The 25,278-nt window shown below is 57.5% G+C and carries 27 protein-coding genes; 18 read left to right on the plus strand and 9 right to left on the minus strand.

Features of this window, described 5'->3' with window-relative positions:
- Positions 1 to 281 precede the first annotated feature (281 nt).
- The 3 genes from ACXX9E_RS14370 to ACXX9E_RS14380 form a co-directional block, all read right to left on the minus strand.
- Positions 282 to 1,235 carry a DUF4238 domain-containing protein gene (locus ACXX9E_RS14370; RefSeq protein ID WP_458555584.1) on the minus strand — a complete coding sequence of 318 codons (954 nt, stop codon included), beginning with the start codon at positions 1,233 to 1,235 and terminating at the stop codon, positions 282 to 284.
- Positions 1,236 to 1,716: 481 nt separating this feature from the next.
- Positions 1,717 to 2,139: a hypothetical protein gene (locus ACXX9E_RS14375; RefSeq protein ID WP_458555585.1), complete on the minus strand. Its 423-nt coding sequence runs from the start codon at positions 2,137 to 2,139 to the stop codon at positions 1,717 to 1,719.
- On the minus strand, positions 2,117 to 2,983 hold the full coding sequence (locus ACXX9E_RS14380) for a hypothetical protein (protein WP_458555586.1): 867 nt from the start codon (positions 2,981 to 2,983) through the stop codon (positions 2,117 to 2,119). The genes ACXX9E_RS14375 and ACXX9E_RS14380 overlap by 23 nt, the downstream gene beginning before the upstream one ends.
- Positions 2,984 to 3,791: 808 nt before the next feature.
- Here ACXX9E_RS14380 and ACXX9E_RS14385 point away from each other — a divergent pair.
- Both ACXX9E_RS14385 and ACXX9E_RS14390 read left to right on the plus strand, forming a co-directional pair.
- Positions 3,792 to 5,108 carry an HNH endonuclease gene (locus ACXX9E_RS14385; RefSeq protein WP_458555587.1) on the plus strand — a complete coding sequence of 439 codons (1,317 nt, stop codon included), beginning with the start codon at positions 3,792 to 3,794 and terminating at the stop codon, positions 5,106 to 5,108.
- 214 nt (positions 5,109 to 5,322) lie between these two features.
- The gene (locus ACXX9E_RS14390) at positions 5,323 to 5,652 is read left to right on the plus strand and encodes a DHCW motif cupin fold protein (protein WP_422496013.1); all 330 of its coding nucleotides are present in this window, start codon (positions 5,323 to 5,325) and stop codon (positions 5,650 to 5,652) included.
- A 434-nt stretch (positions 5,653 to 6,086) separates the two neighbouring features.
- Here ACXX9E_RS14390 and ACXX9E_RS14395 read toward each other — a convergent pair whose 3' ends face one another.
- The 3 genes from ACXX9E_RS14395 to ACXX9E_RS14405 all read right to left on the minus strand — a co-directional run bounded on the left by ACXX9E_RS14395 (position 6,087) and on the right by ACXX9E_RS14405 (position 7,759).
- Positions 6,087 to 6,644 (minus strand): Smr/MutS family protein, encoded by a 558-nt coding sequence (locus ACXX9E_RS14395; protein WP_123467386.1) that lies wholly within the window; start codon positions 6,642 to 6,644, stop codon positions 6,087 to 6,089.
- 73 nt (positions 6,645 to 6,717) lie between these two features.
- Positions 6,718 to 7,038: a hypothetical protein gene (locus ACXX9E_RS14400; RefSeq protein WP_340133454.1), complete on the minus strand. Its 321-nt coding sequence runs from the start codon at positions 7,036 to 7,038 to the stop codon at positions 6,718 to 6,720.
- Positions 7,039 to 7,168: 130 nt separating this feature from the next.
- Positions 7,169 to 7,759, minus strand: coding sequence for a cysteine hydrolase family protein (locus tag ACXX9E_RS14405; protein WP_003223193.1), 591 nt, complete (start codon positions 7,757 to 7,759; stop codon positions 7,169 to 7,171).
- Positions 7,760 to 7,998: 239 nt separating this feature from the next.
- Between ACXX9E_RS14405 and prmB the strand changes: the two genes are divergently transcribed.
- On the plus strand, positions 7,999 to 8,907 hold the full coding sequence (prmB, locus tag ACXX9E_RS14410; protein WP_123467384.1) for a 50S ribosomal protein L3 N(5)-glutamine methyltransferase: 909 nt from the start codon (positions 7,999 to 8,001) through the stop codon (positions 8,905 to 8,907).
- Positions 8,908 to 9,032: 125 nt separating this feature from the next.
- Here the strand turns inward: prmB and ACXX9E_RS14415 are convergent, their stop codons facing one another.
- Both ACXX9E_RS14415 and ACXX9E_RS14420 read right to left on the minus strand, forming a co-directional pair.
- Complete coding sequence (locus tag ACXX9E_RS14415; protein ID WP_123467383.1) at positions 9,033 to 9,824, minus strand: hypothetical protein; 792 nt, start codon at positions 9,822 to 9,824, stop codon at positions 9,033 to 9,035.
- Between the two features lie 99 nt (positions 9,825 to 9,923).
- Positions 9,924 to 10,877, minus strand: a complete 954-nt coding sequence (locus ACXX9E_RS14420; protein WP_458555588.1) for an alpha/beta hydrolase — start codon at positions 10,875 to 10,877, stop codon at positions 9,924 to 9,926.
- 130 nt (positions 10,878 to 11,007) lie between these two features.
- Here ACXX9E_RS14420 and aroC point away from each other — a divergent pair, with 130 nt between their 5' ends.
- The 5 genes from aroC to mtnC all read left to right on the plus strand — a co-directional run bounded on the left by aroC (position 11,008) and on the right by mtnC (position 15,227).
- Positions 11,008 to 12,099 (plus strand): chorismate synthase, encoded by a 1,092-nt coding sequence (gene aroC / locus ACXX9E_RS14425; protein ID WP_064586714.1) that lies wholly within the window; start codon positions 11,008 to 11,010, stop codon positions 12,097 to 12,099.
- A gap of 34 nt (positions 12,100 to 12,133) precedes the next feature.
- Positions 12,134 to 13,279 (plus strand): MFS transporter, encoded by a 1,146-nt coding sequence (locus ACXX9E_RS14430; protein WP_458555589.1) that lies wholly within the window; start codon positions 12,134 to 12,136, stop codon positions 13,277 to 13,279.
- The gene (locus tag ACXX9E_RS14435) at positions 13,276 to 13,902 is read left to right on the plus strand and encodes a methylthioribulose 1-phosphate dehydratase (protein WP_123467377.1); all 627 of its coding nucleotides are present in this window, start codon (positions 13,276 to 13,278) and stop codon (positions 13,900 to 13,902) included. The genes ACXX9E_RS14430 and ACXX9E_RS14435 overlap by 4 nt, the downstream gene beginning before the upstream one ends.
- A 91-nt stretch (positions 13,903 to 13,993) precedes the next feature.
- Positions 13,994 to 14,539 (plus strand): 1,2-dihydroxy-3-keto-5-methylthiopentene dioxygenase, encoded by a 546-nt coding sequence (locus ACXX9E_RS14440; protein WP_128616530.1) that lies wholly within the window; start codon positions 13,994 to 13,996, stop codon positions 14,537 to 14,539.
- Between the two features lie 4 nt (positions 14,540 to 14,543).
- Positions 14,544 to 15,227, plus strand: coding sequence for an acireductone synthase (gene mtnC, locus ACXX9E_RS14445; RefSeq protein WP_422496009.1), 684 nt, complete (start codon positions 14,544 to 14,546; stop codon positions 15,225 to 15,227).
- Between the two features lie 99 nt (positions 15,228 to 15,326).
- Here the strand turns inward: mtnC and ACXX9E_RS14450 are convergent, their stop codons facing one another.
- Positions 15,327 to 15,605 carry a DUF3509 domain-containing protein gene (locus tag ACXX9E_RS14450; RefSeq protein WP_123467373.1) on the minus strand — a complete coding sequence of 93 codons (279 nt, stop codon included), beginning with the start codon at positions 15,603 to 15,605 and terminating at the stop codon, positions 15,327 to 15,329.
- A 388-nt stretch (positions 15,606 to 15,993) separates the two neighbouring features.
- Here ACXX9E_RS14450 and ACXX9E_RS14455 point away from each other — a divergent pair, with 388 nt between their 5' ends.
- From ACXX9E_RS14455 to ACXX9E_RS14500, 10 genes are all read left to right on the plus strand, one after another.
- On the plus strand, positions 15,994 to 17,832 hold the full coding sequence (locus tag ACXX9E_RS14455; RefSeq protein ID WP_458555590.1) for a long-chain-acyl-CoA synthetase: 1,839 nt from the start codon (positions 15,994 to 15,996) through the stop codon (positions 17,830 to 17,832).
- Between the two features lie 96 nt (positions 17,833 to 17,928).
- A complete protein-coding gene (locus ACXX9E_RS14460; RefSeq protein ID WP_123467368.1) occupies positions 17,929 to 18,447 on the plus strand; it encodes an ankyrin repeat domain-containing protein in 519 nt (172 codons plus the stop codon).
- 196 nt (positions 18,448 to 18,643) lie between these two features.
- Positions 18,644 to 19,174 (plus strand): hypothetical protein, encoded by a 531-nt coding sequence (locus ACXX9E_RS14465; protein WP_458555591.1) that lies wholly within the window; start codon positions 18,644 to 18,646, stop codon positions 19,172 to 19,174.
- A gap of 71 nt (positions 19,175 to 19,245) precedes the next feature.
- Positions 19,246 to 19,437, plus strand: coding sequence for a PLDc N-terminal domain-containing protein (locus ACXX9E_RS14470; protein ID WP_003223221.1), 192 nt, complete (start codon positions 19,246 to 19,248; stop codon positions 19,435 to 19,437).
- A 237-nt stretch (positions 19,438 to 19,674) separates the two neighbouring features.
- The gene (gene speE, locus ACXX9E_RS14475) at positions 19,675 to 20,550 is read left to right on the plus strand and encodes a polyamine aminopropyltransferase (protein WP_458555592.1); all 876 of its coding nucleotides are present in this window, start codon (positions 19,675 to 19,677) and stop codon (positions 20,548 to 20,550) included.
- Between the two features lie 175 nt (positions 20,551 to 20,725).
- Positions 20,726 to 20,959 carry a hypothetical protein gene (locus tag ACXX9E_RS14480; protein ID WP_123467361.1) on the plus strand — a complete coding sequence of 78 codons (234 nt, stop codon included), beginning with the start codon at positions 20,726 to 20,728 and terminating at the stop codon, positions 20,957 to 20,959.
- 210 nt (positions 20,960 to 21,169) lie between these two features.
- Positions 21,170 to 21,517 carry a ribonuclease E inhibitor RraB gene (locus ACXX9E_RS14485; protein ID WP_003223226.1) on the plus strand — a complete coding sequence of 116 codons (348 nt, stop codon included), beginning with the start codon at positions 21,170 to 21,172 and terminating at the stop codon, positions 21,515 to 21,517.
- A 534-nt stretch (positions 21,518 to 22,051) separates the two neighbouring features.
- Positions 22,052 to 23,461, plus strand: coding sequence for a circularly permuted type 2 ATP-grasp protein (locus ACXX9E_RS14490; RefSeq protein ID WP_123467359.1), 1,410 nt, complete (start codon positions 22,052 to 22,054; stop codon positions 23,459 to 23,461).
- Positions 23,462 to 23,473: 12 nt separating this feature from the next.
- On the plus strand, positions 23,474 to 24,424 hold the full coding sequence (locus tag ACXX9E_RS14495; protein WP_123467356.1) for an alpha-E domain-containing protein: 951 nt from the start codon (positions 23,474 to 23,476) through the stop codon (positions 24,422 to 24,424).
- Positions 24,421 to 25,230: a transglutaminase family protein gene (locus ACXX9E_RS14500; RefSeq protein ID WP_458555593.1), complete on the plus strand. Its 810-nt coding sequence runs from the start codon at positions 24,421 to 24,423 to the stop codon at positions 25,228 to 25,230. The genes ACXX9E_RS14495 and ACXX9E_RS14500 overlap by 4 nt, the downstream gene beginning before the upstream one ends.
- Positions 25,231 to 25,278: the final 48 nt, after the last annotated feature.

Below are 25,278 nucleotides of genomic sequence, written 5' to 3' on the forward strand. Positions count from 1 at the left end.
ACTGGGTGCTGCCGGACGGTCACTTTTCGCTGGCTACGCTGAGTATCGAAATCCTGAATTTACCAATCAAAGGGTAGGCGAAGTCAAACCGTATGGCGGGAGCCGTTGGTTCTATCTCACGTTTGAATCAGCGCTGCCGTGGTCTAGCCGACTTTCACCCCCCCCCTATGCATTTTTCCGAATACACATTTATATCGTGATCAAGCGATAAGTGTCCTCCGTGCGGGCCATTATATTGTCCGCTGAGACTCCGATCCTACAAGTTATAAATTCGGAAAAGTTTATTTGTTTCGTTTGGTGCCTCGCTTTCGGCTCGCATTGTACTTAAGCGTTCTTTGAACCGCCTTGTCTTGTGTTGGGGTTGCTCCAGAGGAGTACAATTCCGTACCAATCGAAGGCATAAAATCTTTGACTTCGTCAAAATCATCACTCTGCGATATCAAAAACCTGGTGGCCATAAAGCATTGGCCAGCATTCTCGTGATGAACCATTTCTTCATTCAATTCGATTAAAGATACTGTTTGATCTAAATGCTCCAAGCTGCTCCACCTTTGACGCTCTTTACAGTACATAACAACTTTAGGGCTGAGTGGGTACACTACATACTCACCATCGCTCAGTCCCGCAATACCTTTAAGCCACATCGTGTTTTCAAAATTTTTTATACTCACCGGATGGTCAGAAGTCATCAGCTGGACGCTACTAGGGTTCTTTGCAAAAATCCAGATCGAGCTAAATAGATCATTTGTAAAGTTTTCAATGCAGCCAGAATTCGCTAAAAAATAAAAATGCAGCAACTTTCTTTCTTGTTCCGAAAGGGCTTGCACATCAAGCTCAGACTTAGACTCAGACAGTAAAAAAGGTAGAAGATCATAAAATTCTAGGGTTCGATAATATTGTGCAGATATAAACTCAGATAAAATAATACGATCTTGGTTAGAGATTTCCAACCTGCCGCCAAGCTCTGCGGCGTCAATATCCGAAAGTAATTTATTTATTATTGTTGCTGCGCTTGACTCCATTGCCGCCAAGTTTTTCTCAATGACGAGAGGATCAACTCCTTCAGGAACAGGTTTGGGAAGTTTATAAAACTGGTTCTCAGCTGCGACGCTGTTTTCGGTTGTCGGAAATGTCTTGTCCGTTGTCTTGTCAAAAACGTACAAGCGTGATCGATTATTTAGAAAATTCTTCAAGTAAAAACGAGGAACATAATGGTGCAGCTTAGGCTCTGACATAATTGATCCCTATAAAAGCCAAGTAATAAAAACGCTTTGCAGTTTACCATGTTCATAAATGGATTTTAATCAGATCATCTTTAGTCCTGCCTACCTATGCAGTCCACAATCTAAATTCAGTGAAAGAAAAATTCGCCTTATGGTCCCATTACCACAAAACATCGAATATACTTTCTTGGGTGGTGGGGCACGGGTATTGGCGAAGCTCTGCACCGGGTCTAAAACAGTCGATCACCGATGGCACCTACCGAGCAACAGTGACTGATCGCAAACGTCCGCTTGTGGCCGAGTGCCGTCGTTCGTGCGGCAGATATCGGTCATAAGTAAACATAGCAAACCAGGCGACTTCCATCAGAGGAGGTTAAGATGGGGAGAATATTATTAGCCTCATCTTCCTCCTTCGTTGCTTGTTGCGAAGAATGCGCAGAGGCACCATTCATGTTAAGAAAATGGTGCCAGCGATGCCTCACTATGAAGACTTTTAGACTTCTATTCGCTCTTCAAGGATTCTCGCCGCCACACCATCTTTAAAGTGAAAGTAACTGGCAAGTCCGAACAAAATAAATTGCGCAAACCCCAGCTTCAAGGTTGGCTGCGCAATCATCCCAAAATAGAACAATAATGACACCGCTACCATAAAAAAGCGTTTGGAAGCATACCAACCCAAAAACCTATCATCGGTAGAACGGTGCTTGATGGCCGATCTCGTCATTCTGACTGCAACCTGACCAAAAATGATGCAAGAGCCCAGCGACCAATCAGCTGAAAGCACAATTTCCTGCCATGTGTACGCATACAGCTTGATGAGTACCAGCATCGTGAAGGGAATCACGATAAAAAGGTACTCGGACATAAGTTCGGCTAAAATAGCCTTGCGGTCTCTAGAGGAGAGGTCTGGGTTCATGCTGAAGCCCCACATCTCGGTGGATGTCTATTACCCTTTTAATTTTCGCACTGGATATGAAAGGCTTACCTTTCCCGGCAGGCGGCGTGTAAATCTCGTAGGCAACTTCAGCCTCCATTACATCTTTTGGCCCGATAGGTTTTATCAACCCATCCTGATACCATTCTAGCCAGCCGAGATCAGAAATGTTCGCATTATATCGACTACCAGTGCTGACACTTAGCATAGCCCATGCGCCCTTTCCGATATTGACCGGAGCCCTCACATAAAGTTTATCGACACCAATGTGGCTTTCCTTTGTTCCCAAAAACATATCCTTGGGATTGGCATTGAAGCGCCAATGCGTGTTGATCGGAGTTACGCAGTGAGCTTCCGTTAGGGTAGCCGTAGCACTTTCTTCTGGAAGCAACCGTTTGTTGGCTTCCGAAAGCTTACTCAAAGCGACTGCCAAAGCTTTGCGATCGATCATAGGATCCACGGTTTGCCCAAAATCAAACTTGCTCAAGTGATCTTCCAGCTTCGCCGCCAAAAGATCTACCTCTTCTTCAGTGCTGGTAGAGTCGATTTCAGAAAGCTCACCTGCTAATCTCACCCCAGCATCAAAGACAGCATCTTCCACCCATGTTCTTACCCTGCCTGGAACGGACTTCAGCAAACTCGCTATCGATCCCGTCTCGACATTTTCCAATCGGAGTTCAAAGTCATCTGCCGCGCCAACGCTCATTGCAATAACTTGCCCGAGTGCCTGGTAAGCTTCTATGTAGCTGCTCATGGCCTGGAATATTTCAGCGGGTCTTTGTCGCTCCTTGGCAAAATCGATCTTGATCTTCAGCGTCTCGTGCATTGCGACCTACTTCCATGAATGATTAATAGCACCAGGGCTGCCTGAAAACTCTCATCTGCACAATCGATAGACGCGCTAAGCGACCTGAGAGATCTGATTAGAGCCTTGCGCCCCCCTGAAATTCGCCGATTCTAATTCCAATGATGGCAAAATGTCTTCGTCGTTCACGAGGGCGCATAGGGTTTTCGTTATGCTGGGGTCGCCTTACCACAAAACACTGTTCATCCAGACAGTACATCAGATATGGGTATCTGGCAAATCTGGCTCTTGATGTGCAGCGTAGCCTGTCTCCAACTACTGATCGTCGATCTTCGATGCATTCAGGTGAGATGCGATTCACCGGTAGCACCCTCTCAGGATAGTTCTCCTCAAAAATGGGTAAGTATTGGCTAAAATAGCCAGTCGAGACCGTCCGCCGTGGGTCGATATAAGCTTTGCGAGTGACTGCTTTTGGCCGATTGTGTTGAAAAAGTCGGTCCTTCCAGACTGCCCGCGCGCTGACTGCTGAAAATGCCTTTTTTGCGCGCAGCTACGCGAAATCTGAGCACGGAATCCTATGCTCAAAGTAAAGAATTCAAACTCAAGCGCGTACTTTTCTGCCGTGGAAACCATAGCCGACTTTTTCAACAGAATCGGCCGATGGCTGTCTGTCGCGAAGGGCAGCTAACGATCCATCAATGGACGTTAGCAACTCTTGGTCCCTGAGGATCGGCAATCTCCTATCCAGCCCAACCGTCATCATTGATACTGTCACCTCTATGTTATGTCCCGTCCGTGGGATGCGTTTAGTCGTGTGATGGATCATCAAATGCTCAAAACCTCCCCGCGCATTACCGGTGTAGCAAAGCGTAGGAAATACCTAATAGGGCACCGATTACCGTCCCTGACCGGATACAACCGATGGTTCGAGTACGTCGAGGCGTATTGGAGCTACATCGATATTGATCTTGAACTCCAATGGCTGACGGCATATTCGAGGTGGATTGATGATGGCCACACACTCGTGGCATCGACATTCGAAGACGAGATACCTCATTTACCGGAGCGAGTACCTCGAAAAGTGGGGCCGCCCGGACAGTCCAAGCGACAGCTACAGCCTCAACTTGCAGAAGCCCCCCTGCACCTATATGCCCTGGACGTCGACGACCTATTGGACTTCACCGAAGCGGACATTTTTTCGGCTTGGGACTTACGTGTTCAAACATGCGGATCGAGAGAGGCCGCCGCTGAGCTTTACGCCCTTTATCGTGTGCTTGAGGGCGTTGATGAGTTCTATGCCGGGTCAACTGCTTATCTTGAACATCCCGACGTCGTGGCTATTTTTGTAGCCGCAGAGACTGGAGCAGGAACTGATGTTCAGATTGATGGCTCTGCCAAATGTGTGCCGGGCGACTCCGAGGTTCTCACTGAAATTCAGTCTGCCGACGGTTTGACCCTGTGGGATATTCGCAAGCTGTCATTGGCAGAGCTGAAATTGGTATGGGCCAACCGCCCAGATAGCTTCGCCTCACTGGAGGCTGCCGCGGAGACTCTGGCAGCCCTAAGGGCCGTGAACTCCCAAGAGTTTGGCATACCCAACTATCGCCAGTTAATGGGTCATGCCCTCATACAGGAATTGGAAGACTCGTTGCCACTGGAGGGGGCGCGAGCACCAATACCCTCGCCAGCAGTGGAGTTGGAGTTGCTGAACACGGATCGGCGGGCGGTGCGCATACAGGCGTCAGTCGTGCGCCAAGGGCAAGGAAACTTCAGGGCAGCTATGTTGGAGCGCTACGGCGGGCAGTGCGTCATCACTGGATGCAGAATCGACACCCTGCTTGAAGCTGCTCACATTATCCCTTATCGCGGCGACCAGTCCCATGACGAGCTAAACGGCCTATTACTGAGGGTCGATATCCACCGACTCTTCGACGCCCATCTAATTTCGATAAACCCCAAAACGCTCACTGTTGAGTTGGCCTGCGCTCTCAGTGATGAAACCTATCAAGATCTTCAGGGCAAGCGTCTCTTCGTTTTCAGCCCTAAACCTCGGGTTCTATATCTGGAGGTGCACCACCGACAGTTCATCGCCGTATCCAGATACTCCATCCCTGATCGGCCACGTGAGTCGCCCTCGATTTCTTAGGTATCTCACGGGCTGCTTTTGGCCGGAAGCAGACTTAGGTGGGCGTACGCTATCGGCAAGAGCGGACGTTTTGAGTCGAGAAATCAAATCCGTTCCCTTTTATCCCAAGGCAGTTTCCCCCTCCCTGTATCCCATAAATGCGGGCCGTCTGTATCTGTCGGCAGCATCGCCCGAATGATACGGTCTGCATTTATTGCATATCGATGAGGCAAAAATGGATCTCACTGCAATCCCATTTGGTACCACCGATTGGTCAACGATAGAGCCGGTGGCGCATGCCGGTCAGACAGGCACAGCCTATTGGCGTACCTGCCAGTTTGGATCAGCGCGTGTGCGGATGGTCGAATACAGCCCTGGATATTTGGCTGATCACTGGTGTTGGAGGGGGCACATACTGTTGTGCCTGGAGGGTCAGTTGCATACAGAACTGGAAGATGGTCGTCAGTTCTCACTGACGCCAGGTATGAGCTATCAGGTAGGCAATAATGCTGAGGGACATCGTTCATTCACCACGATCGGGGCGAAGTTGTTCATTGTGGATTAGTCGTAGGGACGACTTGTAAAACGCCCCCCTCCAATCCGTTGGCAGTTGATGCTCCCGCAATCTGGGACCTGAAATATACCTATACCTGTGCGTACGACTGCTTCTGGCCGAAAGCGAACTTTCTACAAGGTGCACTGATCTGTCTTCGATAAACAAAAAGCCCCCGTATCGTCACTGACGATGAGGGGGCTTTTTCGATGTTTCGTGGACGCAGATCTTGTACCAATTTCCGTACCAGTAACCGTGTATTGGTATGAAATATCAGGTTGCTCTCGGAGCTAACCCTTTGATTTTATTACCCCTGATAACATGCCGAACACCTCGACACATCGCGGTGTAATTCTGTTCCAGGGACATGAAACTACCTGTGGGGATTTTCGCAAAGGGCAAGGGTACGGTGGCGGACACAACCCTGCAAGTTCGGTGTGACGGGATTATTCGTCGCGGCCTTCCATCATGGTGCGTTTGAGCATCACATATACCGCGCCGGCACCGCCATGTCTGGCCTGACACGAGCAGAAACCCAGGACCTGCGCGTGCTGACGCAACCAGGTATTGACGTGGCTTTTGATCATCGGTCGCTTGCCGTCCAGCCGCACAGCCTTGCCGTGGGTGACGCGCACGCAGCGGATTTCGAATTTTGTCGCTTCTGCCAGAAACGCCCAGAGGGTTTCCCGGGCCTTTTCCACGTTCATGCCGTGCAGGTCGAGGCTGCCTTCGAACGGGATCTGGCCGATCTTGAGCTTGCGCATCTGGCTTTCCTGCACCCCGTCGCGGGCCCACATCAACTCGTCTTCAGGACCGACGTCGATCACGAACTGATCGGACAGGCCATCCACGGTAGTGGTGTCGGTGCGCACGGTGGCGGACTGGCGCAGCTTGGCGATCTGGGCGCGGTCAGCCTTGGGTTTGCCGGTGTCGGCGCGGTCGTGCTTGATCGGCTTGACGCCTTGGATCGCACTTTTGAACAGGGAAAAATCGTCGTCTTGCATGTCAGCCTCCGCGAAGGGCGGCCAGTTTACCCAAGTCGAAACAAAACGGCCCGGCAAAAAGCCAGGCCATTGATCAGTCGTGTTTTTTCATCAGGTGCGGGGACATGTTCAGTTCCCGCGATTGCCGGGCGCGACGCCGGCAACGACGCCACAGCGCCACGCCGAAATACAGGAACAACAAACCGACCGCCAGAATGATCGCCGAACCCATCGGCGTGGCATTCAAGTCGCCGAGCGCCGGTGGGCGCCCCAGCAGGCTGGCGACACCGGCCATCGCCAGCAGCACACCGAACGTCGCCAGAATGGCGGCGATCGCTGCGCCAAATCGAAAACGCCAGTTGCTTTGGCCTTTGGGCCGCAAGCGGCGTGCGTCAAATCCATCGGATAACTTCATTCCGACCTTCCTCAATGGGTATCGGCCCTTCGACCGGGAGTTGACCGGGTTGTTCCTGAGGCTAAGGCAATTGAAGCAAATGCGAGGCTTTTGTGGATGAGCGGCGCCGTGAGCCGCTCATCAGCGCAGATCAGATCAGGTCTTGAGTCAGCGCGAGGGTGGCGAAGTTGTCGGCCATGATCGCCATTTCCGCTTCCTGCACCACAGCGGCGCTGAGCACACGGCCCTTGAACGGCAGGTCGCGGGTGGCGCAAGCGTCTTCGACCAGCGTGCAGCGGAACCCCAGGTTCTTCGCCGCACGTACGGTGGTGCTGACGCTGGAGTGGCTCATGAAACCGCAGACGATCAGGTCCAGCGAGCCGAGGTTCTGCAAGCGGTCGAGCAGTTCGGTGCCGTGGAAGGCGCTCGGCAACAGTTTGCCGATGATGGTTTCGTCACCCTGTGGTTCAAGACCGGGGATGAATTCGCCGCGCTCGCCTTGCGGGTCGAACAGGCCACCGACGGTGCCGAGATGACGCACGTGCACGATCGGCCGACCGGCTGCACGGGCCGCAGCGACCAGTTGTTTGATGTTCGCGACGGCCGCGTCCATGCCGCTCAGGGCCAGCGGGCCGCTGAGATACTCTTTCTGGGCATCAATGATGACCACGGTGGCATGGCTCAATGTGGCCGCTGCGTAACCGCGGCCGCTGAGTTGAAACATCGTTTTTGGAACGGACATTCTGGGGCTCCTTGGGGTGGGGCTTTTGCGACATTGTCCTCTGGCTGAGCGGTTCTGTGAATCGCTACCATCGTAGGCGCCGTCGTTACTGGCCTGCAGCGTTGTCAAGTTACACGTTCTGTTCAATAGCTGATGTAAAAATCAGAAAACTCCTACCGTCGCCCACCTGTGTTTCCTGCGTCGTCGTGGCGCGTTTTGGCTGCTAGAATCGCCAGTCGTTTTTTCTGGAGTTCTGCCCCGTGATCACTTCCCGACTTCGTACCCTGCGCGACCACATCCGTTGGGCCGTCAGCCGCTTCCATGGGGAGGATCTGTTTTTTGGCCATGGCACCGACAATGCCTGGGATGAAGCCCGGCAGCTTGTGCTGGGAGCTTTGCACCTGCCATGGGAAATCGCCGACAGCTACCTCGACTGCGCCCTGGAAGACGACGAACTGGTCAACCTGCAACGCCTGCTCAAGCGCCGTATCGAGGAGCGCATCCCGACGGCTTACCTCCTCGGTGAGGCCTGGTTCTGTGGCATGTCGTTCATCGTTGACGAGCGCGTGTTGATCCCGCGTTCGCCGATTGGCGAGCTGATCGAAAACCGTTTTGCGCCGTGGATCGGCAACGAACCTGCGCGGATTCTCGACCTGTGCACCGGCTCCGGCTGCATCGGCATTGCTTGCGCCTACGAGTTCCAGAACGCGGAAGTGGTACTGGCGGATCTGTCGTTCGAAGCGCTGGAAGTGGCCAATCAGAACATCGAGCGTCACGGCGTCGACGAGCGCGTGTACACCGTGCAGGGCGATGGTTTTGACGGTCTGCCGGGGCAGCGCTTCGACTTGATCGTGTCTAACCCGCCGTACGTTGACGCGGAAGATTTCGCTGACATGCCGGACGAATATCAGCACGAACCGGAGCTGGGCCTGGCCTGCGGTGACGACGGTCTGAACCTGGTGCGACGGATGCTCGCGCAGGCGGCGGATCACTTGACCGAGAAGGGCTTGCTGATCGTTGAGGTGGGCAACAGCCAGGTGCACGTTGAAGCGCTGTATCCGGAAGTCGACTTCGCCTGGCTCGAATTCGAGCGTGGCGGGCATGGCGTGTTCATGCTGACGGCGGAGCAGTGCCGCGACCATCAAGCGCTGTTCGCCTCCCGCGTTTAAGCCTTAAAAGCATCGCGGGCAAGCCCACTCCCACAGGTTTTTGTGTGTACCGCCATATTCGGGTACGACGCAAAACCTGTGTAAGCGTGGCTTGCCCGCGATGGGGACGCCTCGGTCTCGATCTGTTACCGATGTGTAGCAATCCAGATCAACAATCCCGCCTGAAACACCGCAAACGCCACCAGGCAAGTAATGGTGAAGCGCAGACCAGCGTCTTCACGCTTGAACTTGCTGACTTTCTCTTCCTGCTTCTTCAGCTTCACTTCCTGCTCGGCGAGGTTCTGCTCGGCCTGTTGCAACATCGCCGCCGCTTCAAGAATCTCGACGATCTGCAGCTTTTCGCTGTTCCAGTCACCGAGCAAATCGCCAACCTGCGCGTCCTTGATGCTGCCTTTCAAATGCTGGGCATCGGCGTACACCACATCGAAACCGTGCACGCGCAGGAAGTGATCGCGACGCAGGCGGGTGTCTTCGTTCAGCGCGTCCTTATTGTTCAGGTCCATGCCGTCAACGGTGTAGGTGGGCCAGCGTTTTTTCGCCCAATTGATGCCTTGCGCGGCCATGAAACGGCCGATGCCGCGGTTCAACGGCTCGATCTGCAAGCCGCTGTCCGGGCCGAAGCTCACGCGCTTGGTGGTGTGATTGACCCACACGTCGAGGTGGTTTTGTTCTTTGCGCACACGCTGGCTTGGCAGTTTGATTGCCATGCGCATCAGGCTGTGTTCTTTGCTGTTGCGCTCGGCGTAACCGAATTCGACAAAGCGCAACGGCCGGCCGCCGGTGTGCCGGTCAGTCTGCAGCGGGGCCAGGCGGAGCATCTTGTGGTGCTCGACGCTGACGTCCGCCCATGGCAGCTCGACCGCTGGCGGTGTGTCTTTTTCAGCGGTGGTGTCGGGTGAAGTCGGGGTATCAGTCATAACGGCGAGATCCTGTCCAAGCGCTGCTTGTCGCCAGCCAGTACGCTGGCGACAAAGGCTTATCGGCCGTTTTTTGCAGGACTAGAGGGCAAAAAGCCCTTAACGGGTGCGAAGTCCGTCAATAAATTCGATCAGTTTGCCGCCCAGCTCCGCCGCCAGTGGCAAATTCGGATCCTTGTAGGAGGCCAATTGCCGCTTCATATCCGCCGGGACGATGCGCATCACGTGGTTCATGCCGTCGATCACCGCCAGCTCGGCGTCGGGTTTGGCGACTTTCAACGCCAGGGCATCGCCCACGCCGACCTGCATGTCGTTGCTGCCCTGAACGATCAGTGCCGGCATCTTCAGTTGCGCAAAAGCCTTCGCCGGGTCCTGCCGGAACAGCGAAATCAGGTACGGCTGCACGCTCGGCCGAAAAATCGGCTGCAGCGGCGCCGGCACGTTGGCATCCGTGTGGCCGGCCTTGAGGCTGTCGAGCAGTTCATTGCTGCGCAGCATCAGCGGAGGCGGCAGGCTGCGGGCCAACTGCTCGCGGATCACCTGATCGACCGGCCGGGCGCTGCCGGACAGGGAAATCAGCGCAGCCGCGTCGGCGCGCGGCGCGGCGAGGGTGGCGATGAGGGCGCCTTCACTGTGACCGAGCAGAATCAGCGGACCAAAACGCGGATCGCTTTTCAGCTTCTGGCTCCAGGCCACGGCATCGTTGACGTAGGCCTCAACCGACAGATTGCGCTCATCCGGCGTGGCCGCCAGGCTGGCGGCCACGCCGCGCTTGTCGTAACGCACGCTGGCAATGTTGTGTTTGGCCAGCACCCACGCCAGTCGCTTGAGACTGTCATTGCGTCCGCCATCGGGGTTGTTTCCGTCACGATCCGTAGGACCCGAGCCAGAAATAATCAGGACAACCGGCACTGGCGTGTCGGACTTTGGCAGCAGCAGCGAACCGAAAAGCTCGCCTGTGCCGGTATCCAAAGTTACCGGGCGCTGTAGGACCGTCGCGTGGGCAAAGCCCGTAATCAGGGTAAGACTCAAGATCAAAACTCGCAGCATCATCACGCCATCATTCGCCAAGGTGCCAGTTGGACTCGCCAGCACCACTAAGGTTCGAGGATGAACTACTCGGTTAGCCTGCGTATACTGGCGCGCATCACGAATTTGGGTTTGATTTCACGGAGCGTCCTGCATGTCCGGCAATACCTACGGCAAGTTGTTCACTGTCACCACCGCGGGCGAAAGCCATGGTCCGGCGTTGGTCGCCATTGTCGACGGCTGCCCGCCGGGCCTGGAGATTTCGCTGGAAGACCTGCAGCGCGACCTCGATCGTCGCAAGCCGGGCACCAGCCGCCACACCACCCAGCGTCAGGAAGCCGACGAAGTCGAAATCCTCTCCGGCGTGTTCGAAGGGCGCACCACCGGTTGCTCGATCGGCCTGCTGATCCGTAACACCGACCAGAAGTCCAAGGACTACTCGGCGATCAAGGATCTGTTCCGCCCGGCTCACGCTGACTACACCTACCACCACAAGTACGGCGAACGCGACTACCGTGGCGGCGGCCGCAGCTCGGCGCGCGAAACTGCGATGCGCGTGGCAGCGGGTGCGATTGCGAAGAAGTTTCTGGCCACCCAGGGCATCGTCATTCGCGGCTACATGAGCCAGCTCGGCCCGATCGAAATCCCGTTCAAGACCTGGGATTCGGTGGAAGAGAATGCGTTCTTCTGCCCGGATCCGGACAAGGTGCCAGAGCTGGAAGCCTACATGGACCAGTTGCGCCGCGATCAGGACTCGGTGGGGGCGAAGATCACCGTGGTCGCCGAAGGCGTGATGCCGGGCCTCGGCGAGCCGATTTTCGACCGCCTCGACGCCGAACTGGCCCACGCGCTGATGAGCATCAACGCGGTCAAGGGCGTGGAAATCGGCGCCGGTTTCGCCTGTGTCGCCCAACGCGGCACCGAGCACCGCGATGAGCTGACCCCGGAAGGTTTCCTCAGCAACAACGCTGGCGGCATCCTCGGCGGCATCTCCTCGGGTCAGCCGATCGTCGCGCATCTGGCGTTGAAGCCGACCTCGAGCATCACCACGCCGGGCCGTTCGATCGACATCCACGGCAACCCGGTGGACGTGATCACCAAGGGCCGTCACGACCCGTGCGTCGGTATCCGTGCCACGCCGATTGCCGAAGCCATGATGGCCATCGTGCTGATGGACCACTTGCTGCGCCATCGTGGGCAGAACGCCGATGTGCGCGTGAGCACCCCGGTGCTGGGTCAGCTTTGATGGGTGATCTCAAAGCCGCTGCGGCATAACCGGCGTGGCGGCGCTCCCTTACTGGCGGCTGTCCAGTTTCTATCTGTTCTATTTCGCCTTGCTCGGTTCGACAGCGCCGTTCCTGGCGCTGTACTTCGATCATCTCGGTTTCAGCGCTGCACGTATCGGCGAACTGGTCGCCATCCCGATGCTGATGCGCTGCGTGGCGCCGAACATCTGGGGCTGGCTCGGCGATTACACCGGCAAACGCCTGGCCATCGTGCGCTTCGGCGCGCTGTGCACGCTGTTGACGTTTTCGCTGATTTTCGTCAGCAAGACCTACGCCTGGCTGGCGATGGTCATGGCGCTGCATGCGTTCTTCTGGCACGCGGTGTTGCCACAATTCGAAGTCATCACCCTCGCGCACTTGCAGGGGCAGACGTCTCGCTACAGCCAGATTCGTCTGTGGGGTTCAATCGGTTTCATCATCACCGTGGTCGCGCTGGGGCGCTTGTTCGAGTGGCTGAGCCTCGACATCTACCCGGCGGCGCTGGTGCTGATCATGGCCGGCATCGTCCTCAGCAGCCTGTGGGTGCCTAACGCGCAACCGCCGCAAGGCAATCGCCCGAGCGGGGAGGGCTTCCTCAAGCAACTGCGCAATCCTGGCGTGCTGGCGTTCTACGGCTGCGTCGCGCTGATGCAGTTGAGCCATGGGCCTTATTACACCTTTCTGACCCTGCACCTTGAACGGCTCGGTTACAGCCGTGGCGTGATCGGCATGCTCTGGGCCGTGGGCGTGGTCGCCGAAGTGCTGATGTTCATGTTCATGAGCCGGATTCTCGCGCGGTTTTCCCTGCGCCGGGTGCTGCTGGCGAGTTTTCTGCTGGCGGCGCTGCGCTGGTTGCTGCTGGGTTCGTTCGCCGAATTCCTCTGGGTGCTGTTGTTCGCGCAGGTGTTGCACGCGGCGACCTTCGGCAGCTTTCATGCGGCTGCCATCGCGTTCGTGCAACGTAGCTTCGGTGCGCGCCAGCAAGGGCAGGGCCAGGCGCTGTATGCAGCGCTGGCCGGCACCGGCGGTGCAATGGGGGCGTTGTATTCCGGCTACAGCTGGAACGTCCTCGGCGCGACATTAACCTTTAGTATCGCCAGCCTCGCGGCGCTCGCTGCTGCCGTTATCATTGCCATACGAATGCAAGAGGACAGGCCATGAGCCTTACGCGTGAACAGCTCGCCCGGCAAATCGTCGATGCCGGGCGTTTTCTTTATGGTCGCGGCTGGTCGCCAGCCACCAGCAGCAATTATTCGACGCGCCTGTCGCCGAGCGAAGCCTTGCTGACCGTATCCGGCAAGCACAAGGGCCAGTTGGGTCTGGACGACGTGCTGGCCACCGATCTGTCCGGCAACAGTCTGGAGCCGGGCAAACAGCCGTCCGCTGAAACCTTGCTGCACACCCAGCTCTACAGCTGGCGCGCGGAGATCGGCGCCGTATTGCACACCCACTCGGTGAACGCCACCGTGCTGTCGCGCCTGACGCCGCAAGACTTCATCGAGTTCGAAGACTACGAACTGCAAAAAGCCTTCAGCGGCATTTCGACCCACGAATCCCGGCTGCGCGTGCCGATTTTCGACAACGATCAGGACATTGCGCGCCTCGCCGCCAAGGTGCAGCCTTGGCTCGACGCCCATCCCGATTGCGTCGGTTACCTGATTCGCGGCCACGGCCTCTACACCTGGGGCGCGCAGATGAGCGACGCGCTGCGGCAGATCGAGGCCTTTGAATTCCTGTTTGAATGCGAGTTGAAAACCCGCAGCGTCATGAACCGCCAAGGCTGACTTCACCAGAAGCAGCCCTTCGCCTGATGAAATGCACTGCCCGACCGGTCTGCAAGAACCGGACGGCAAGGCCGATACCGAGGAATTGCCCATGAGCAGCCTGTCCGTCTATCACGTTTCCAGCCCTGACCTTCCGAACAAGGTGCTGACCCATTTCGAAGACATCGCCTCGACGCTCGCCGAGCAGGGCGTGCGTTTCGACCGCTGGCAAGCGGCGGCGAAAATCCAGCCGGGGGCGACCGAGGAAGAAGTGATCAGCGCCTATCGGGAGCAGATCGACAAACTGATGACCGAGCGCGGTTACATCACCGTCGACGTGATCAGCCTCACCAGCGATCACCCGCAAAAAGCCGAACTGCGCGCCAGATTCCTTGAAGAACATCGCCACGGCGAAGACGAAGTGCGCTTTTTCGTCGCTGGCCGTGGACTGTTTACGTTGCACATCGACGATTACGTCTACGCCGTCCTGTGCGAAAAGAACGATCTGATCTCGGTGCCGGCGGGTACCCGACATTGGTTCGACATGGGCGAGCACCCGCATTTCGTGGCGATTCGCCTGTTCAACAACCCGGAAGGCTGGGTAGCGAATTTCACTGGTGAAGACATCGCCGGACGCTTCCCGCGCCTGGAGGATTGAACCGATGTCGATCAAAGCCATCCTTACCGACATCGAAGGCACCACCAGTGCGGTGAGTTTTGTGTTCGACGTGCTGTTTCCGTACGCGGCCCGGCACCTGCCGGACTTTGTGCGGCAGAACGCCGGGCGTGCCGATGTCGCCGAGCAGATCGCCGCCGTGCGCCGTGACAGCAACGAGCCACAGGCCGATGTTGAACGGGTGATTGAAATTCTCTTGAGCTGGATCGCCGAAGACCGCAAGGCTACGCCACTCAAAGCGTTGCAGGGCATGGTCTGGGCGCAGGGTTATCAGGCCGGGCAGTTGAAGGGCCACGTTTACCCGGATGCCGTTGAAGCACTTCAACGATGGCACGCGGCGGGCTATCAACTGTTCGTGTATTCGTCCGGCTCGGTCCTGGCGCAGAAACTGATTTTCGGCTGCTCGGAGGCGGGCGACCTCACGCCGCTGTTCAGTGGCTACTTCGACACCACCTCGGGGCCCAAGCGCGAGGCGCAGTCCTACACGAATATTCAACAGGCGATTGGCGTTGAACCGGGGGAGATTCTGTTCCTGTCTGACATCGTCCAGGAGCTCGACGCTGCTCAAGCGGCCGGTTTGCAGACCTGCGGCCTGGCCCGTGAGGGAGGGGAGCTGGAAGGATACGTCTCGGTCGACAGCTTCACCGGCATCGAACCAGAAGCCTTCTGAGCACGCAGCGCTCCCACAAGTTTTTTGCATGGCACAAAATCAAAAACAGGCCGGGCAGTGAAAGCTGCCCGGCCTGTTTTGTTTAATGCGTTTGAATGTTTACAGCGAGTGATACGTCGGCAGGGCGAAACGCTGCTGGCTCTGCAGCATGGCAATTTGCGGCAGTTCGCTGGCCTGTTCCGCCAGATCGCGGCGAATGGCACTGATGGCCCACGACAGTTGGTCGGCGTTATGCATTTGCTGATAGGTCAGTGCGCGTTTGAACACTTTGCCGTCGTTGCTGCGCAGGGTCAGCAGAATCCCGCCATCGGGACGTGGCGCGGTGGCGACTTCGAAGTTGGAGAACAGCGAGGAAAATTTTTCTTGGATCAGGCTCATGTCTTTCAGCTCCGTATGCACTTGAATGGCAAGCATGCAGAGGAGGTTGCAGTGATTGTGCCAGTATTTATTAAAATAAAATCCTTTATAAATCAGTAGCTTATAAATAATAAATTTTCCTGGCGTCGTGCAATCTGCATGAATGGCCATCGTGCATCCTGCATTTTGCGGGATCTTGCACGATCCAATGGAACCAATCGGGTGTACCAGGATCACGGCCGTCTCTTTCGCGGTTGCGGATACAAAACATTGCAAAAACCGCGTGTACAGCCCGAGAAGCGCTGACGTATTTTCAGCCTCGACCCTCGTTCGAATGCGGCGGTCAGAGCAAGCGATTGCCCGACAATAAAAACACCGGCCAGCGCCAAAGGCCGAACGGGGAGCTTCCATGCGTCACGCGCCAAGCGACACGATTACCTGGAGCATGATGCTCCGCAAACTGCCAATGATCGCCAAGGCCATCCCGCGGGTGGTCAAGGGCATGAAGGCGGCCAACGTCACGGACCCGACCCAAAGCTGTGGCCTGGGCTGGACATTCGAACAAGCGACCCTGCGCAATCCCGAAGGCCCGGCGTTAATGCAGGGCGACGTGCTGCTGACCTACACCCAGGTCAACCAGTGGGCCAACCGCATCGCCGATTATCTGAGCGGGCAGGGCATTGGCAAGGGCGACGTGGTGGCGGTGTTCATCGACAACCGCCCGGAATTGCTGGTGACCATTCTTGCCCTGGCCAAGGTCGGTGCCGTCAGCGCGTTGCTCAATACCTCGCAAACCCGCGACACGCTGATTCATAGTGTGAATCTGGTGACGCCGGTGGCGATTGTCGTCGGCGAGGAGTTGCTGCCGGCGTTCGCCGCCATACGCGCACAGGTATCAATCGCCGCGCAACGCACCTGGTTTGTCGCGGATCAGGACACCTACAGCCATCCGGGTATTGCGCCCGAAGGGTACGTCAATCTGATCAGCGCCAGTGCTGACGCCTCCAGCGTCAATCCGCCGAGCAGCCGGCAAGTGTTCTACGACGATCCGTGTTTCTATATCTACACCTCCGGCACCACCGGTTTGCCCAAGGCCGGAGTGTTCAAACACGGGCGCTGGATGCGCAGTTCGGCCAGTTTCGGCATGATCGCGCTCAACATGCAGCCCGACGACGTGGTGTATTGCACACTGCCGCTGTACCACGCCACCGGCCTCTGCGTGTGCTGGGGCTCGGCAATCAATGGCGCTTCGGGCTTCGCGATCCGGCGCAAATTCAGCGCCAGCCAGTTCTGGAACGATGTGCGCCGATATCGGGCTACCACCCTTGGCTACGTCGGCGAGTTGTGCCGTTATCTGGTCGATCAACCGCCCAGCGACGATGACAGTCGCCACGACGTGCGCAAGATGATCGGCAACGGCTTGCGCCCAGGGGCGTGGGCCGAGTTCAAGACACGTTTCGCCGTTGAGCATATCTGCGAGCTGTACGCCGCGAGCGATGGCAATATCGGCTTCACCAACATCCTCAACTTCGACAACACCATCGGCTTCTCGCTGATGGCCTGGGAGTTGGTAGCCTACGATCATGACAGCGGCGAACCGCTGCGCAGCGACGACGGTTTCATGCGCAAGGTCGGCAAGGGCGAGCAGGGCCTGCTGTTGGCGCGCATCGACGAAAAAGCGCCACTGGATGGCTACACCGATCCGCAGAAGACCGCCAGGGTTGTGCTGCACGATGTCTTCAGCAAGGGCGATCGTTTTTTCAACACCGGCGATCTGTTGCGCAATATCGGTTTCGGTCATGCACAGTTTGTCGATCGTCTGGGCGACACCTATCGCTGGAAAGGTGAAAACGTCTCGACCACCGAAGTGGAAAACCTGCTGCTGCAACATCCGCACATTTCCGAGGCCGTGGCCTATGGCGTGGAAATCCGCAACACCAACGGCCGCGCCGGCATGGCTGCGATTACCCCGGCAGAATCCCTCGCCACCCTGGATTTCGCCGAGTTGCTGACGTTTGCCCGCCAGCGCATGCCGGCCTACGCGGTACCGTTGTTCCTGCGGGTGAAGGTGAAAATGGAAACCACCGGTACGTTCAAGTACCAGAAAACCCGCCTGAAAAATGAAGGCTTCGATCCCGGCCAGACGGGCGATGATCCGGTTTTTGCCTGGCTGCCCGGCACCGATACCTATGTGCAGGTCACCGATGAAGTGTTGGCTGGAATTCATCAGGGCAAATACCGCTATTGATTCTGGCTATAGGTAATCTTGAGAAAAAGGGGGTGACAGGCTTCGTCACGCTCGGGAAACTGTCGCCTTTCTGATTGACCGAAAGTGGAGTTGCCCATGTCTGACCAAAGCCGCCAGATGACCCCAGAAGAAGCTGCCGAATTTACCGAGCAGGTTTTCAACAAGGCGCGCGAAGGTGACGCGCTGATGCTTGATCGACTGATCGGCGCGGGTTTGCCGGTGAACCTGAAAAACAGCAAGGGCGACACCTTGCTGATGCTGGCCAGTTACTACGGCCATATCGAGGCAGTGCAGGTGCTGCTGAAACACAAGGCCGATCCAGAACTGCGCAATGGCAACGGCCAGAGCCCGATTGCCGGTGCGGCGTTCAAGGGCGATCTGGCGGTGGTCAAGGCGTTGGTCGAGGCGGGTGCCGAGATTGAAGGTTCGTCCTTTGATGGCCGGACTGCGCTGATGATGGCCGCGATGTTCAACCGTGTTGAAATCGTTGATTACCTGATCGGCAAAGGCGCCGATCCGAAAGCCAAGGATGCCAATGGCATCACCGCCCTGGATGCCGCCCGGACCATGGGCGCGGTCGACACCACGGCGCAGCTGGAAAAACTGCTGGCCTAAGGACAGTCGAGACTCTGTGGCGAGGGCGCTTGCTCCCGCTCCGGTGCGCAGCGCTGGCAAACAGGGTGAGCCCACTGTTTTTTCGGCTGCTCTGCACCCCAGCGAGAGCAAGCTCCTTCGCCACAGGTGTCGGGTGCGCTAAAGAATGCGCTATCCTTCGCGCCCTCAAATTTCTCCTTCCACAGGATCCGCCTCCATGAAAGCCGCGCTCGTCGAACTCATCAGCAAAATCAGCTCCGGCTGCATGGGCGAGGACGAGATCCTTAACGTCGCGGACGAAGCCGCTCAGGCCTACGCCGATGCCGACGCTTTTCTGGCCGCCAACCCGGACATCAACTACGACGACACCTTCCCGATTCCACTAGGCGAGTGGGTAGTGGTCGGCAGCCTGCCGGAGACCGTGCTGTTCCAGGCCGACACCTATGTCGACCTGTTCGCGCAGATCGTTGCGTCGTTCGGCCCGGGTGTGGACTTCAACCTCAAGCCCAAGCAACTGGCCAAGACCGAAGCGTTGACCGCACTCAATCGCATCCAGGTGCAGATGAGCAGCCTGAACAAGGAGAACGGCGGGTACACGCTGATGAACTTCAGCCAGTTGCTCGACGACGAGCTGCAAGTGGTGCTGGTCTACGGCAACGACGTGCCTCGGGTGCTGGAGTTGTGTGTCGAGGTCGGCATTGCTGCCGCGCCGTCACTGGAAGCCTTGAAAGTCGCCATTCACGTTTGAACGCAATAAAAGGGAACCCTGCGCGCGACCGTCTATCCTAAAAGTGCATGCCACTATTCTGGAGCGACACCATGGGTTCCACGTTCAACGGTCTGATCGGCCTGATCATTCTTGCCCTCGACATCTGGGCCATCATCAACGTGCTGAAAAGCGGCGCCGAGACCGGGATGAAAATCCTCTGGGTCCTGCTGATCATCCTCCTGCCGGTGCTGGGCCTGATCATCTGGGCCATTGCCGGACCGCGAGGCAACGTGCGGATCTAGCCACAACGTTGAAATCACCCCATAACCTGTGGGAGCTGGCTGGCCAGCGATAGCATCGCAGCGGTGTCACGCAGAGACCGTGTTGACTGCATCGCTGGCAAGCCCGCTTCCACAAGGTTATGCAGATTGCCGATGAGCCGAGGTTCGACCTGTCATCTTTGGCAACGTAAAATGCGCGCCTTTCCCGGGCAATCGTCAGCATGATGGGCGCCTGCGCATTCCCCGGAGCACCTGACCATGACCGCCACCAAGACCAGCGAGTACCTGGAAACCCTCTATGAAGGTTATGGCCAGCGTTTTCGCATGGAAAAACTCCTGCACGAAGTGCGCACCGAACATCAGCACCTGGTGATTTTCCAGAACCCGCGCATGGGCCGGGTGATGGCGCTGGACGGCGTGATCCAGACCACCGAAGCCGACGAATTCATCTACCACGAAATGCTCACCCACGTACCGATCCTCGCCCACGGCACCGCCAGGCGCGTGCTGATCATCGGCGGCGGCGACGGCGGCATGTTGCGCGAAGTGACCCGACATGCCAGCGTCGAGCACATCACCATGGTCGAGATCGACGGCACCGTGGTCGACATGTGCAAAACGTTCCTGCCGGACCACTCCAAAGGCGCTTACGACGATCCACGGCTGAACCTGGTGATCGACGACGGTATGCGTTTCGTCGCCACCACCACGGAAAAATTCGACGTGATTATCTCGGACTCCACCGACCCGATTGGTCCGGGCGAAGTGCTGTTCTCGGAGAATTTCTACCAGGCCTGCCACCGTTGCCTGAATGAGGGCGGCATCCTGGTGACCCAGAACGGCACGCCGTTCATGCAGATCGACGAAGTGAAAACCACCGCCGGTCGCCTGCGCAGCCTGTTTCCGGACTGGCATTTCTATCAGGCCGCCGTGCCGACCTACATCGGCGGTTCGATGACCTTCGCCTGGGGCTCGACCAACCCGGCCTACCGCAGGTTGAGCCGTGAAACCCTGCAACAGCGTTTCATTGGCAGCGGCATCGTCACTCGTTACTACAACCCGGAAATCCACATCGGCGCGTTCGCCTTGCCGCAGTACGTGCTGCAGGCGATCAACAAGCCAAGCAACGACTGACTGAGTGAAGGGATTGTCTGTGGCGAGGGGATAAATCCCCTCGGCCCAAAAGTTTTCCAACCCCCAACGTGATATTTTTTTCATGTTCGGCAGATGTATTCCTTTTGAACGATCAATCTCGCCAAAAGTCGAGATAGAAGTAAGCCCATTTACGGGTTTGATCGAGGAGGCACCGATGCAAAAGTGGAAAGTCACTTTCGTGGACGATCATGGTGAAATTGTCGATGAGGTGTTCGAGCAGGCGGAATGCCCCAGTGATGACGAGGCCGCTCGAATGGTCAAGGCGCGGTTGCTTCCTGTCGCCGCCGAACTGGATCTGAACGATCTGGAAGGGCGTACCGCCGATGCTGGTGTCAAAAGCCTGAAAAGCCAGAACAGCATCGAAATCCGTAGCATCACGCCAATCTGAAATTCTTCTTGTCACCTGAAGCACCAGGCCTTGGCAGCGGCTCTATCTTGGGGCTACTCTGCAAGCGAGATCAGCGAACGGATCGCTAAGGTCTGGTCTTGTCAGCTACATGCTTGTTTCCCGCGTGCAACCACGTTGCCGCAGTACTTTGGCCAGAGGCCCGGGGCGGGAATACGGAAAGTCTATCCATCTATCTGAGGGGGACGATTCATGAGCACAGCCTATCAAGAAGACATCAGCAGCAATGTTCTGCGCCGCATGAAAGAAGGCGGGTTCGATTTTTCCCGTTTTCATCCCATCGAGTTCTACGCCATTTTCCCGGACGAGGAGCGGGCGCGCAGGGCTGCAGGCAAGTTTCGCGGTGAATCCATCAATGCTCAGGTCAGTGCGCGCGACGATGGCGCCTGGTCGCTGGAATTGAGCAAAGTGATGTATGCAACGTATGACGACATTGGCGATTTCGAGCAGGGTTTCTCTGCCGTGGTCGAGCCGCTGGGCGGCATCATCGAAGGCTGGGGCGTCAAGCAGGAGGTGCGCAACCGCTATCGTCTGAACTGATCTCCGGTTACAGGTATCGGGCAACGGCTGACCTTCGGGTCGGCCGTTGTCGTTTCCAGAGATCAAAAGATCACAGCCTTCGGCAGCTCCTGCAACAGTCACCCGCAGGAACGGCCGAAGGCTGCGATCTTTTGCTTTTACTTTCAAAACATTTCAAGCGGGCAAAAAAAAGCCACCGCAGAGGGTGGCTGAAAGGGAAGACCGATAAGCCGGGGAAACCGGTCAGGGTTAAGGCCTGCGGGACTGTGGTCACAGTCCGGAGTGGTTGGGCTGAACATTTCACCAGGGAAATTGTGCAGCGGATGCGCGGATTATCCGCAGCCGGCACCGGGCAGTGAAATCAACTCTGACTATGCTGGTGATAGGCGCTGCAATGCGTCGCAATGAAGCGGGGGCAATCAGGTTGGGGCATTTGCCGCACAGGAATGGTGCGGTGCCTGCGGCGTCATTATCCAACCGATTGAAATCAAAGCGTTTATGCCGATGGCACGGGCCTTGCGAAGGCCTGTAGGTCCGGGTGACAAGGAGTACGGCATGATCCGCACCTATTTTGATGAAATGTACGATGCCGGCGGCCTGGTTCGCCCGCATTACCGGGAGTTCGCGCGCTGGCTGGCCGACACGCCTGACGAGTTGCTGGCACAACGGCGACGCGAGGCTGACTTGCTGTTCCACCGTGCCGGGATCACCTTCACGCTCTACGGGGACGAGCAGGGCACCGAGCGCCTGATTCCTTTCGACACGATTCCGCGCAGCATTCCCGCCAGCGAATGGCGGATTGTCGAGCGCGGGTGTATCCAGCGAGTCAAGGCGCTGAACATGTTTCTCGCCGACCTTTATCACGAGCAGCGCATCATCAAGGCCGGGATCATTCCCGCCGAACAAGTGCTGGCCAACGAGCAATACCAGTTGGCGATGCAAGGGCTGGATCTGCACCGCGATATCTACTCGCACATTTCCGGCGTCGATCTGGTGCGCGATGGCGACGGCACTTACTACGTGCTCGAAGACAACCTGCGGACCCCGAGCGGCGTGAGCTACATGCTCGAAGACCGCAAGATGATGATGCGCCTGTTCCCCGAGCTGTTCGCCGCCCAGCGCATCGCGCCCATCGACCACTATCCGAATCTGTTGCTCGATACCCTGAAAAGCTCCAGCCCCATCGACGACCCGAGCGTGGTGGTGCTGACGCCGGGGCGCTTCAACAGTGCGTTCTTCGAGCATGCGTTTCTGGCGCGGGAGATGGGCGTCGAGCTGGTGGAGGGCGCGGATCTGTTCGTGCGCGACGACAAAGTCTTCATGCGCACCACCGACGGGCCAAAACCGGTGGACGTGATCTACCGTCGCCTCGACGACGCGTTCCTCGATCCGCTGGCGTTCAACCCCGACTCGATGCTCGGTGTACCGGGACTGCTGTCGTCCTATCGCTCCGGCAATGTCGTGCTGGCCAACGCCATCGGTACCGGGGTGGCGGACGATAAATCGGTGTATCCGTTTGTCACTGACATGATCCGTTTTTATCTCGACGAAGAACCGATCCTGAAGAACGTGCCGACCTGGCAATGCCGCAACCCGTCCGAACTGTCCCACGTACTGGCCAATCTGCCGGAGCTGGTGGTCAAGGAAACCCAGGGCTCCGGCGGATACGGAATGCTCGTCGGGCCGGCGGCAACGACCGCGGAAATCGACGCGTTCCGCGAGCGGATCAAGGCCAAGCCGCACGCCTACATCGCACAACCGACGCTGTCGCTGTCGACCTGTCCGACCTTTGTCGAAAACGGCATTGCGCCGCGCCATATCGACCTGCGGCCATTTGTCTTGTCCGGTCGCGAAACCCGGGTTGTGCCCGGCGGTTTGACCCGTGTTGCCCTGCGCGAAGGCTCCCTGGTGGTGAATTCCTCCCAGGGCGGCGGAACCAAGGACACCTGGGTGGTCGAGGATTGAAGGAAGCTTGCCATGTTAAGTAGAACTGCCTCGGATCTGTATTGGATGTCGCGTTACCTGGAGCGGGCGGAAAACCTCGCGCGGATGCTCGACGTCAGTTACTCGTTGTCGCTGATGCCGCAGGACGGTCGCGGCGATGGTCTGCACGAATTGGCCATGCCGCTGTTGATCACCGGCACCCTCGACGATTACCTGGAGCGTCACGGCGAACTGCACGCCGAACGCCTGTTGCACTTTTTCGCCCTCGATGCGGCCAACCCGGCAAGTATCTACAGTTGCCTCGGCGCAGCGCGGGCCAGTGCCCATGCGGTGCGTGGGCGCATCACCGCCGACATGTGGGAAAACATCAACGCCACCTGGCTGGAAATTCGCGGGATCGCCGAACAAGGCCTGAGCCGCTATGGCATGAGCCGTTTCTGCGAGTGGATCAAGGAGCGTTCGCACCTGTTCCGTGGTGCGTCCTACGGCACGATCATGCGTAACGATGCGTTTCGCTTTATTCGTCTGGGCACGTTTATCGAGCGCGCCGACAACACGCTGCGTCTGCTCGATGCGCGTTATGAAATGGCCGGGGATCAGGCCGAAGCGGTCAGCGACGGCACCGCCCACGCGTATTACCAGTGGAGTGCATTGCTGCGGGCCTTGTCGTCGTTCGAGGCCTACACCGAAATCTACCGCGATGCCCCCGGCGCCCGGCATGTCGCCGAGTTGCTGCTGCTGCGCGCCGATGTGCCGCGTTCGCTGCGTGCGTGCACCGAGGAGATCGACCAGATCCTCGCGCAATTGCCCGGCGCCAATGGTCGACCGGCGCAACGGCTGGCGGCGGAAATGGACGCACGTCTGCGCTACACCGGCATCAACGAAATTCTCGAGGAAGGCCTGCACGCGTGGCTGACCGAATTCATCCCGCTGGTGCGCCAGTTGGGCAACGCCATTCACAGTTCCTACCTGGAGGCTGCATGAGACTTTCCATTAGCCACGAGACCACCTATCACTACGAAGATCAGGTGCGGGCGAGCATCCAGTACCTGCGGCTGACCCCCCACGACAGCGAGCGCCAGCATGTTCTCAGTTGGCAGCTCGACCTGCCGCGTCCGGTGCGTGCGCAACTCGATCCGTTCGGCAACATCCTGCACGTGCTGACCATGGACGAGCCGCATGAAGCGATCATCATCGGCGCGCGAGGGCAGGTCGATATCGACGAATTGAGCGAGGCCGAACATGAGAGTCAGTCGGCGCTGCCGTTCCTGCGTTTTACCCGGTTGACCGAGGCGGACGAGGCGTTGCGTGCGTTTGCGGCGAAAACCTGCAAGCAGCGGCGTGATCGCACGGCGCTGATTGATCTGATGCACGGTTTGAATCAACACATGACTTACACGCCGGGCTCCACCGAAGTCGACACGCGGGCTGCGGATGCGTTTGCCGGACGTGCCGGCGTGTGTCAGGACCATACTCATGCGTTTCTGGCCTGCGCGCGCAGTCTCGGGGTGCCGTCACGTTATGTGTCGGGTTATCTGTACAGCGAGGATTGCGAGCATCTGGCCAGCCATGCCTGGGCAGAAGCCTGGCTGGATGACGCCTGGTACAGCTTTGACGTGACCAATGAACTGGCGCGCCCTGAGCGTCACCTGAAACTGGCGGTAGGCCTCGATTACCTGGACGCCTGCCCGGTACGCGGGATGCGTCGGGGCGGGGGTTGTGAACAGATGCATGCGAAGGTGTTCGTGTCGCCCACCCCGGCGCCGGTTATCTCCGTGCAACAGCAATAACTGCAATACCGCTATCGCTGGCAAGCCAGCTCTCACAGGATTACCGCG

The organism is Pseudomonas sp. GNP014 (assembly GCF_054344005.1).

Coding starts and splice junctions, on each gene's coding strand:
- ACXX9E_RS14370 (WP_458555584.1), bottom strand. CDS start 1,235: ATGTCAGAGCCTAAGCTGCACCATTATGTTCCTCGTTTTTACTTGAAG.
- ACXX9E_RS14405 (WP_003223193.1), bottom strand. CDS start 7,759: ATGTCCGTTCCAAAAACGATGTTTCAACTCAGCGGCCGCGGTTACGCA.
- ACXX9E_RS14480 (WP_123467361.1), top strand. CDS start 20,726: ATGCAAAAGTGGAAAGTCACTTTCGTGGACGATCATGGTGAAATTGTC.
- ACXX9E_RS14435 (WP_123467377.1), top strand. CDS start 13,276: ATGAGCCTTACGCGTGAACAGCTCGCCCGGCAAATCGTCGATGCCGGG.
- ACXX9E_RS14460 (WP_123467368.1), top strand. CDS start 17,929: ATGTCTGACCAAAGCCGCCAGATGACCCCAGAAGAAGCTGCCGAATTT.
- ACXX9E_RS14455 (WP_458555590.1), top strand. CDS start 15,994: ATGCGTCACGCGCCAAGCGACACGATTACCTGGAGCATGATGCTCCGC.
- ACXX9E_RS14470 (WP_003223221.1), top strand. CDS start 19,246: ATGGGTTCCACGTTCAACGGTCTGATCGGCCTGATCATTCTTGCCCTC.
- ACXX9E_RS14485 (WP_003223226.1), top strand. CDS start 21,170: ATGAGCACAGCCTATCAAGAAGACATCAGCAGCAATGTTCTGCGCCGC.
- speE (WP_458555592.1), top strand. CDS start 19,675: ATGACCGCCACCAAGACCAGCGAGTACCTGGAAACCCTCTATGAAGGT.
- ACXX9E_RS14500 (WP_458555593.1), top strand. CDS start 24,421: ATGAGACTTTCCATTAGCCACGAGACCACCTATCACTACGAAGATCAG.
- ACXX9E_RS14380 (WP_458555586.1), bottom strand. CDS start 2,983: ATGCACGAGACGCTGAAGATCAAGATCGATTTTGCCAAGGAGCGACAA.
- ACXX9E_RS14395 (WP_123467386.1), bottom strand. CDS start 6,644: ATGCAAGACGACGATTTTTCCCTGTTCAAAAGTGCGATCCAAGGCGTC.
- ACXX9E_RS14465 (WP_458555591.1), top strand. CDS start 18,644: ATGAAAGCCGCGCTCGTCGAACTCATCAGCAAAATCAGCTCCGGCTGC.
- ACXX9E_RS14440 (WP_128616530.1), top strand. CDS start 13,994: ATGAGCAGCCTGTCCGTCTATCACGTTTCCAGCCCTGACCTTCCGAAC.
- mtnC (WP_422496009.1), top strand. CDS start 14,544: ATGTCGATCAAAGCCATCCTTACCGACATCGAAGGCACCACCAGTGCG.
- ACXX9E_RS14415 (WP_123467383.1), bottom strand. CDS start 9,824: ATGACTGATACCCCGACTTCACCCGACACCACCGCTGAAAAAGACACA.
- ACXX9E_RS14495 (WP_123467356.1), top strand. CDS start 23,474: ATGTTAAGTAGAACTGCCTCGGATCTGTATTGGATGTCGCGTTACCTG.
- ACXX9E_RS14490 (WP_123467359.1), top strand. CDS start 22,052: ATGATCCGCACCTATTTTGATGAAATGTACGATGCCGGCGGCCTGGTT.
- ACXX9E_RS14450 (WP_123467373.1), bottom strand. CDS start 15,605: ATGAGCCTGATCCAAGAAAAATTTTCCTCGCTGTTCTCCAACTTCGAA.
- aroC (WP_064586714.1), top strand. CDS start 11,008: ATGTCCGGCAATACCTACGGCAAGTTGTTCACTGTCACCACCGCGGGC.
- ACXX9E_RS14375 (WP_458555585.1), bottom strand. CDS start 2,139: ATGAACCCAGACCTCTCCTCTAGAGACCGCAAGGCTATTTTAGCCGAA.
- ACXX9E_RS14400 (WP_340133454.1), bottom strand. CDS start 7,038: ATGAAGTTATCCGATGGATTTGACGCACGCCGCTTGCGGCCCAAAGGC.
- ACXX9E_RS14420 (WP_458555588.1), bottom strand. CDS start 10,877: ATGATGCTGCGAGTTTTGATCTTGAGTCTTACCCTGATTACGGGCTTT.
- ACXX9E_RS14390 (WP_422496013.1), top strand. CDS start 5,323: ATGGATCTCACTGCAATCCCATTTGGTACCACCGATTGGTCAACGATA.
- ACXX9E_RS14385 (WP_458555587.1), top strand. CDS start 3,792: ATGCTCAAAACCTCCCCGCGCATTACCGGTGTAGCAAAGCGTAGGAAA.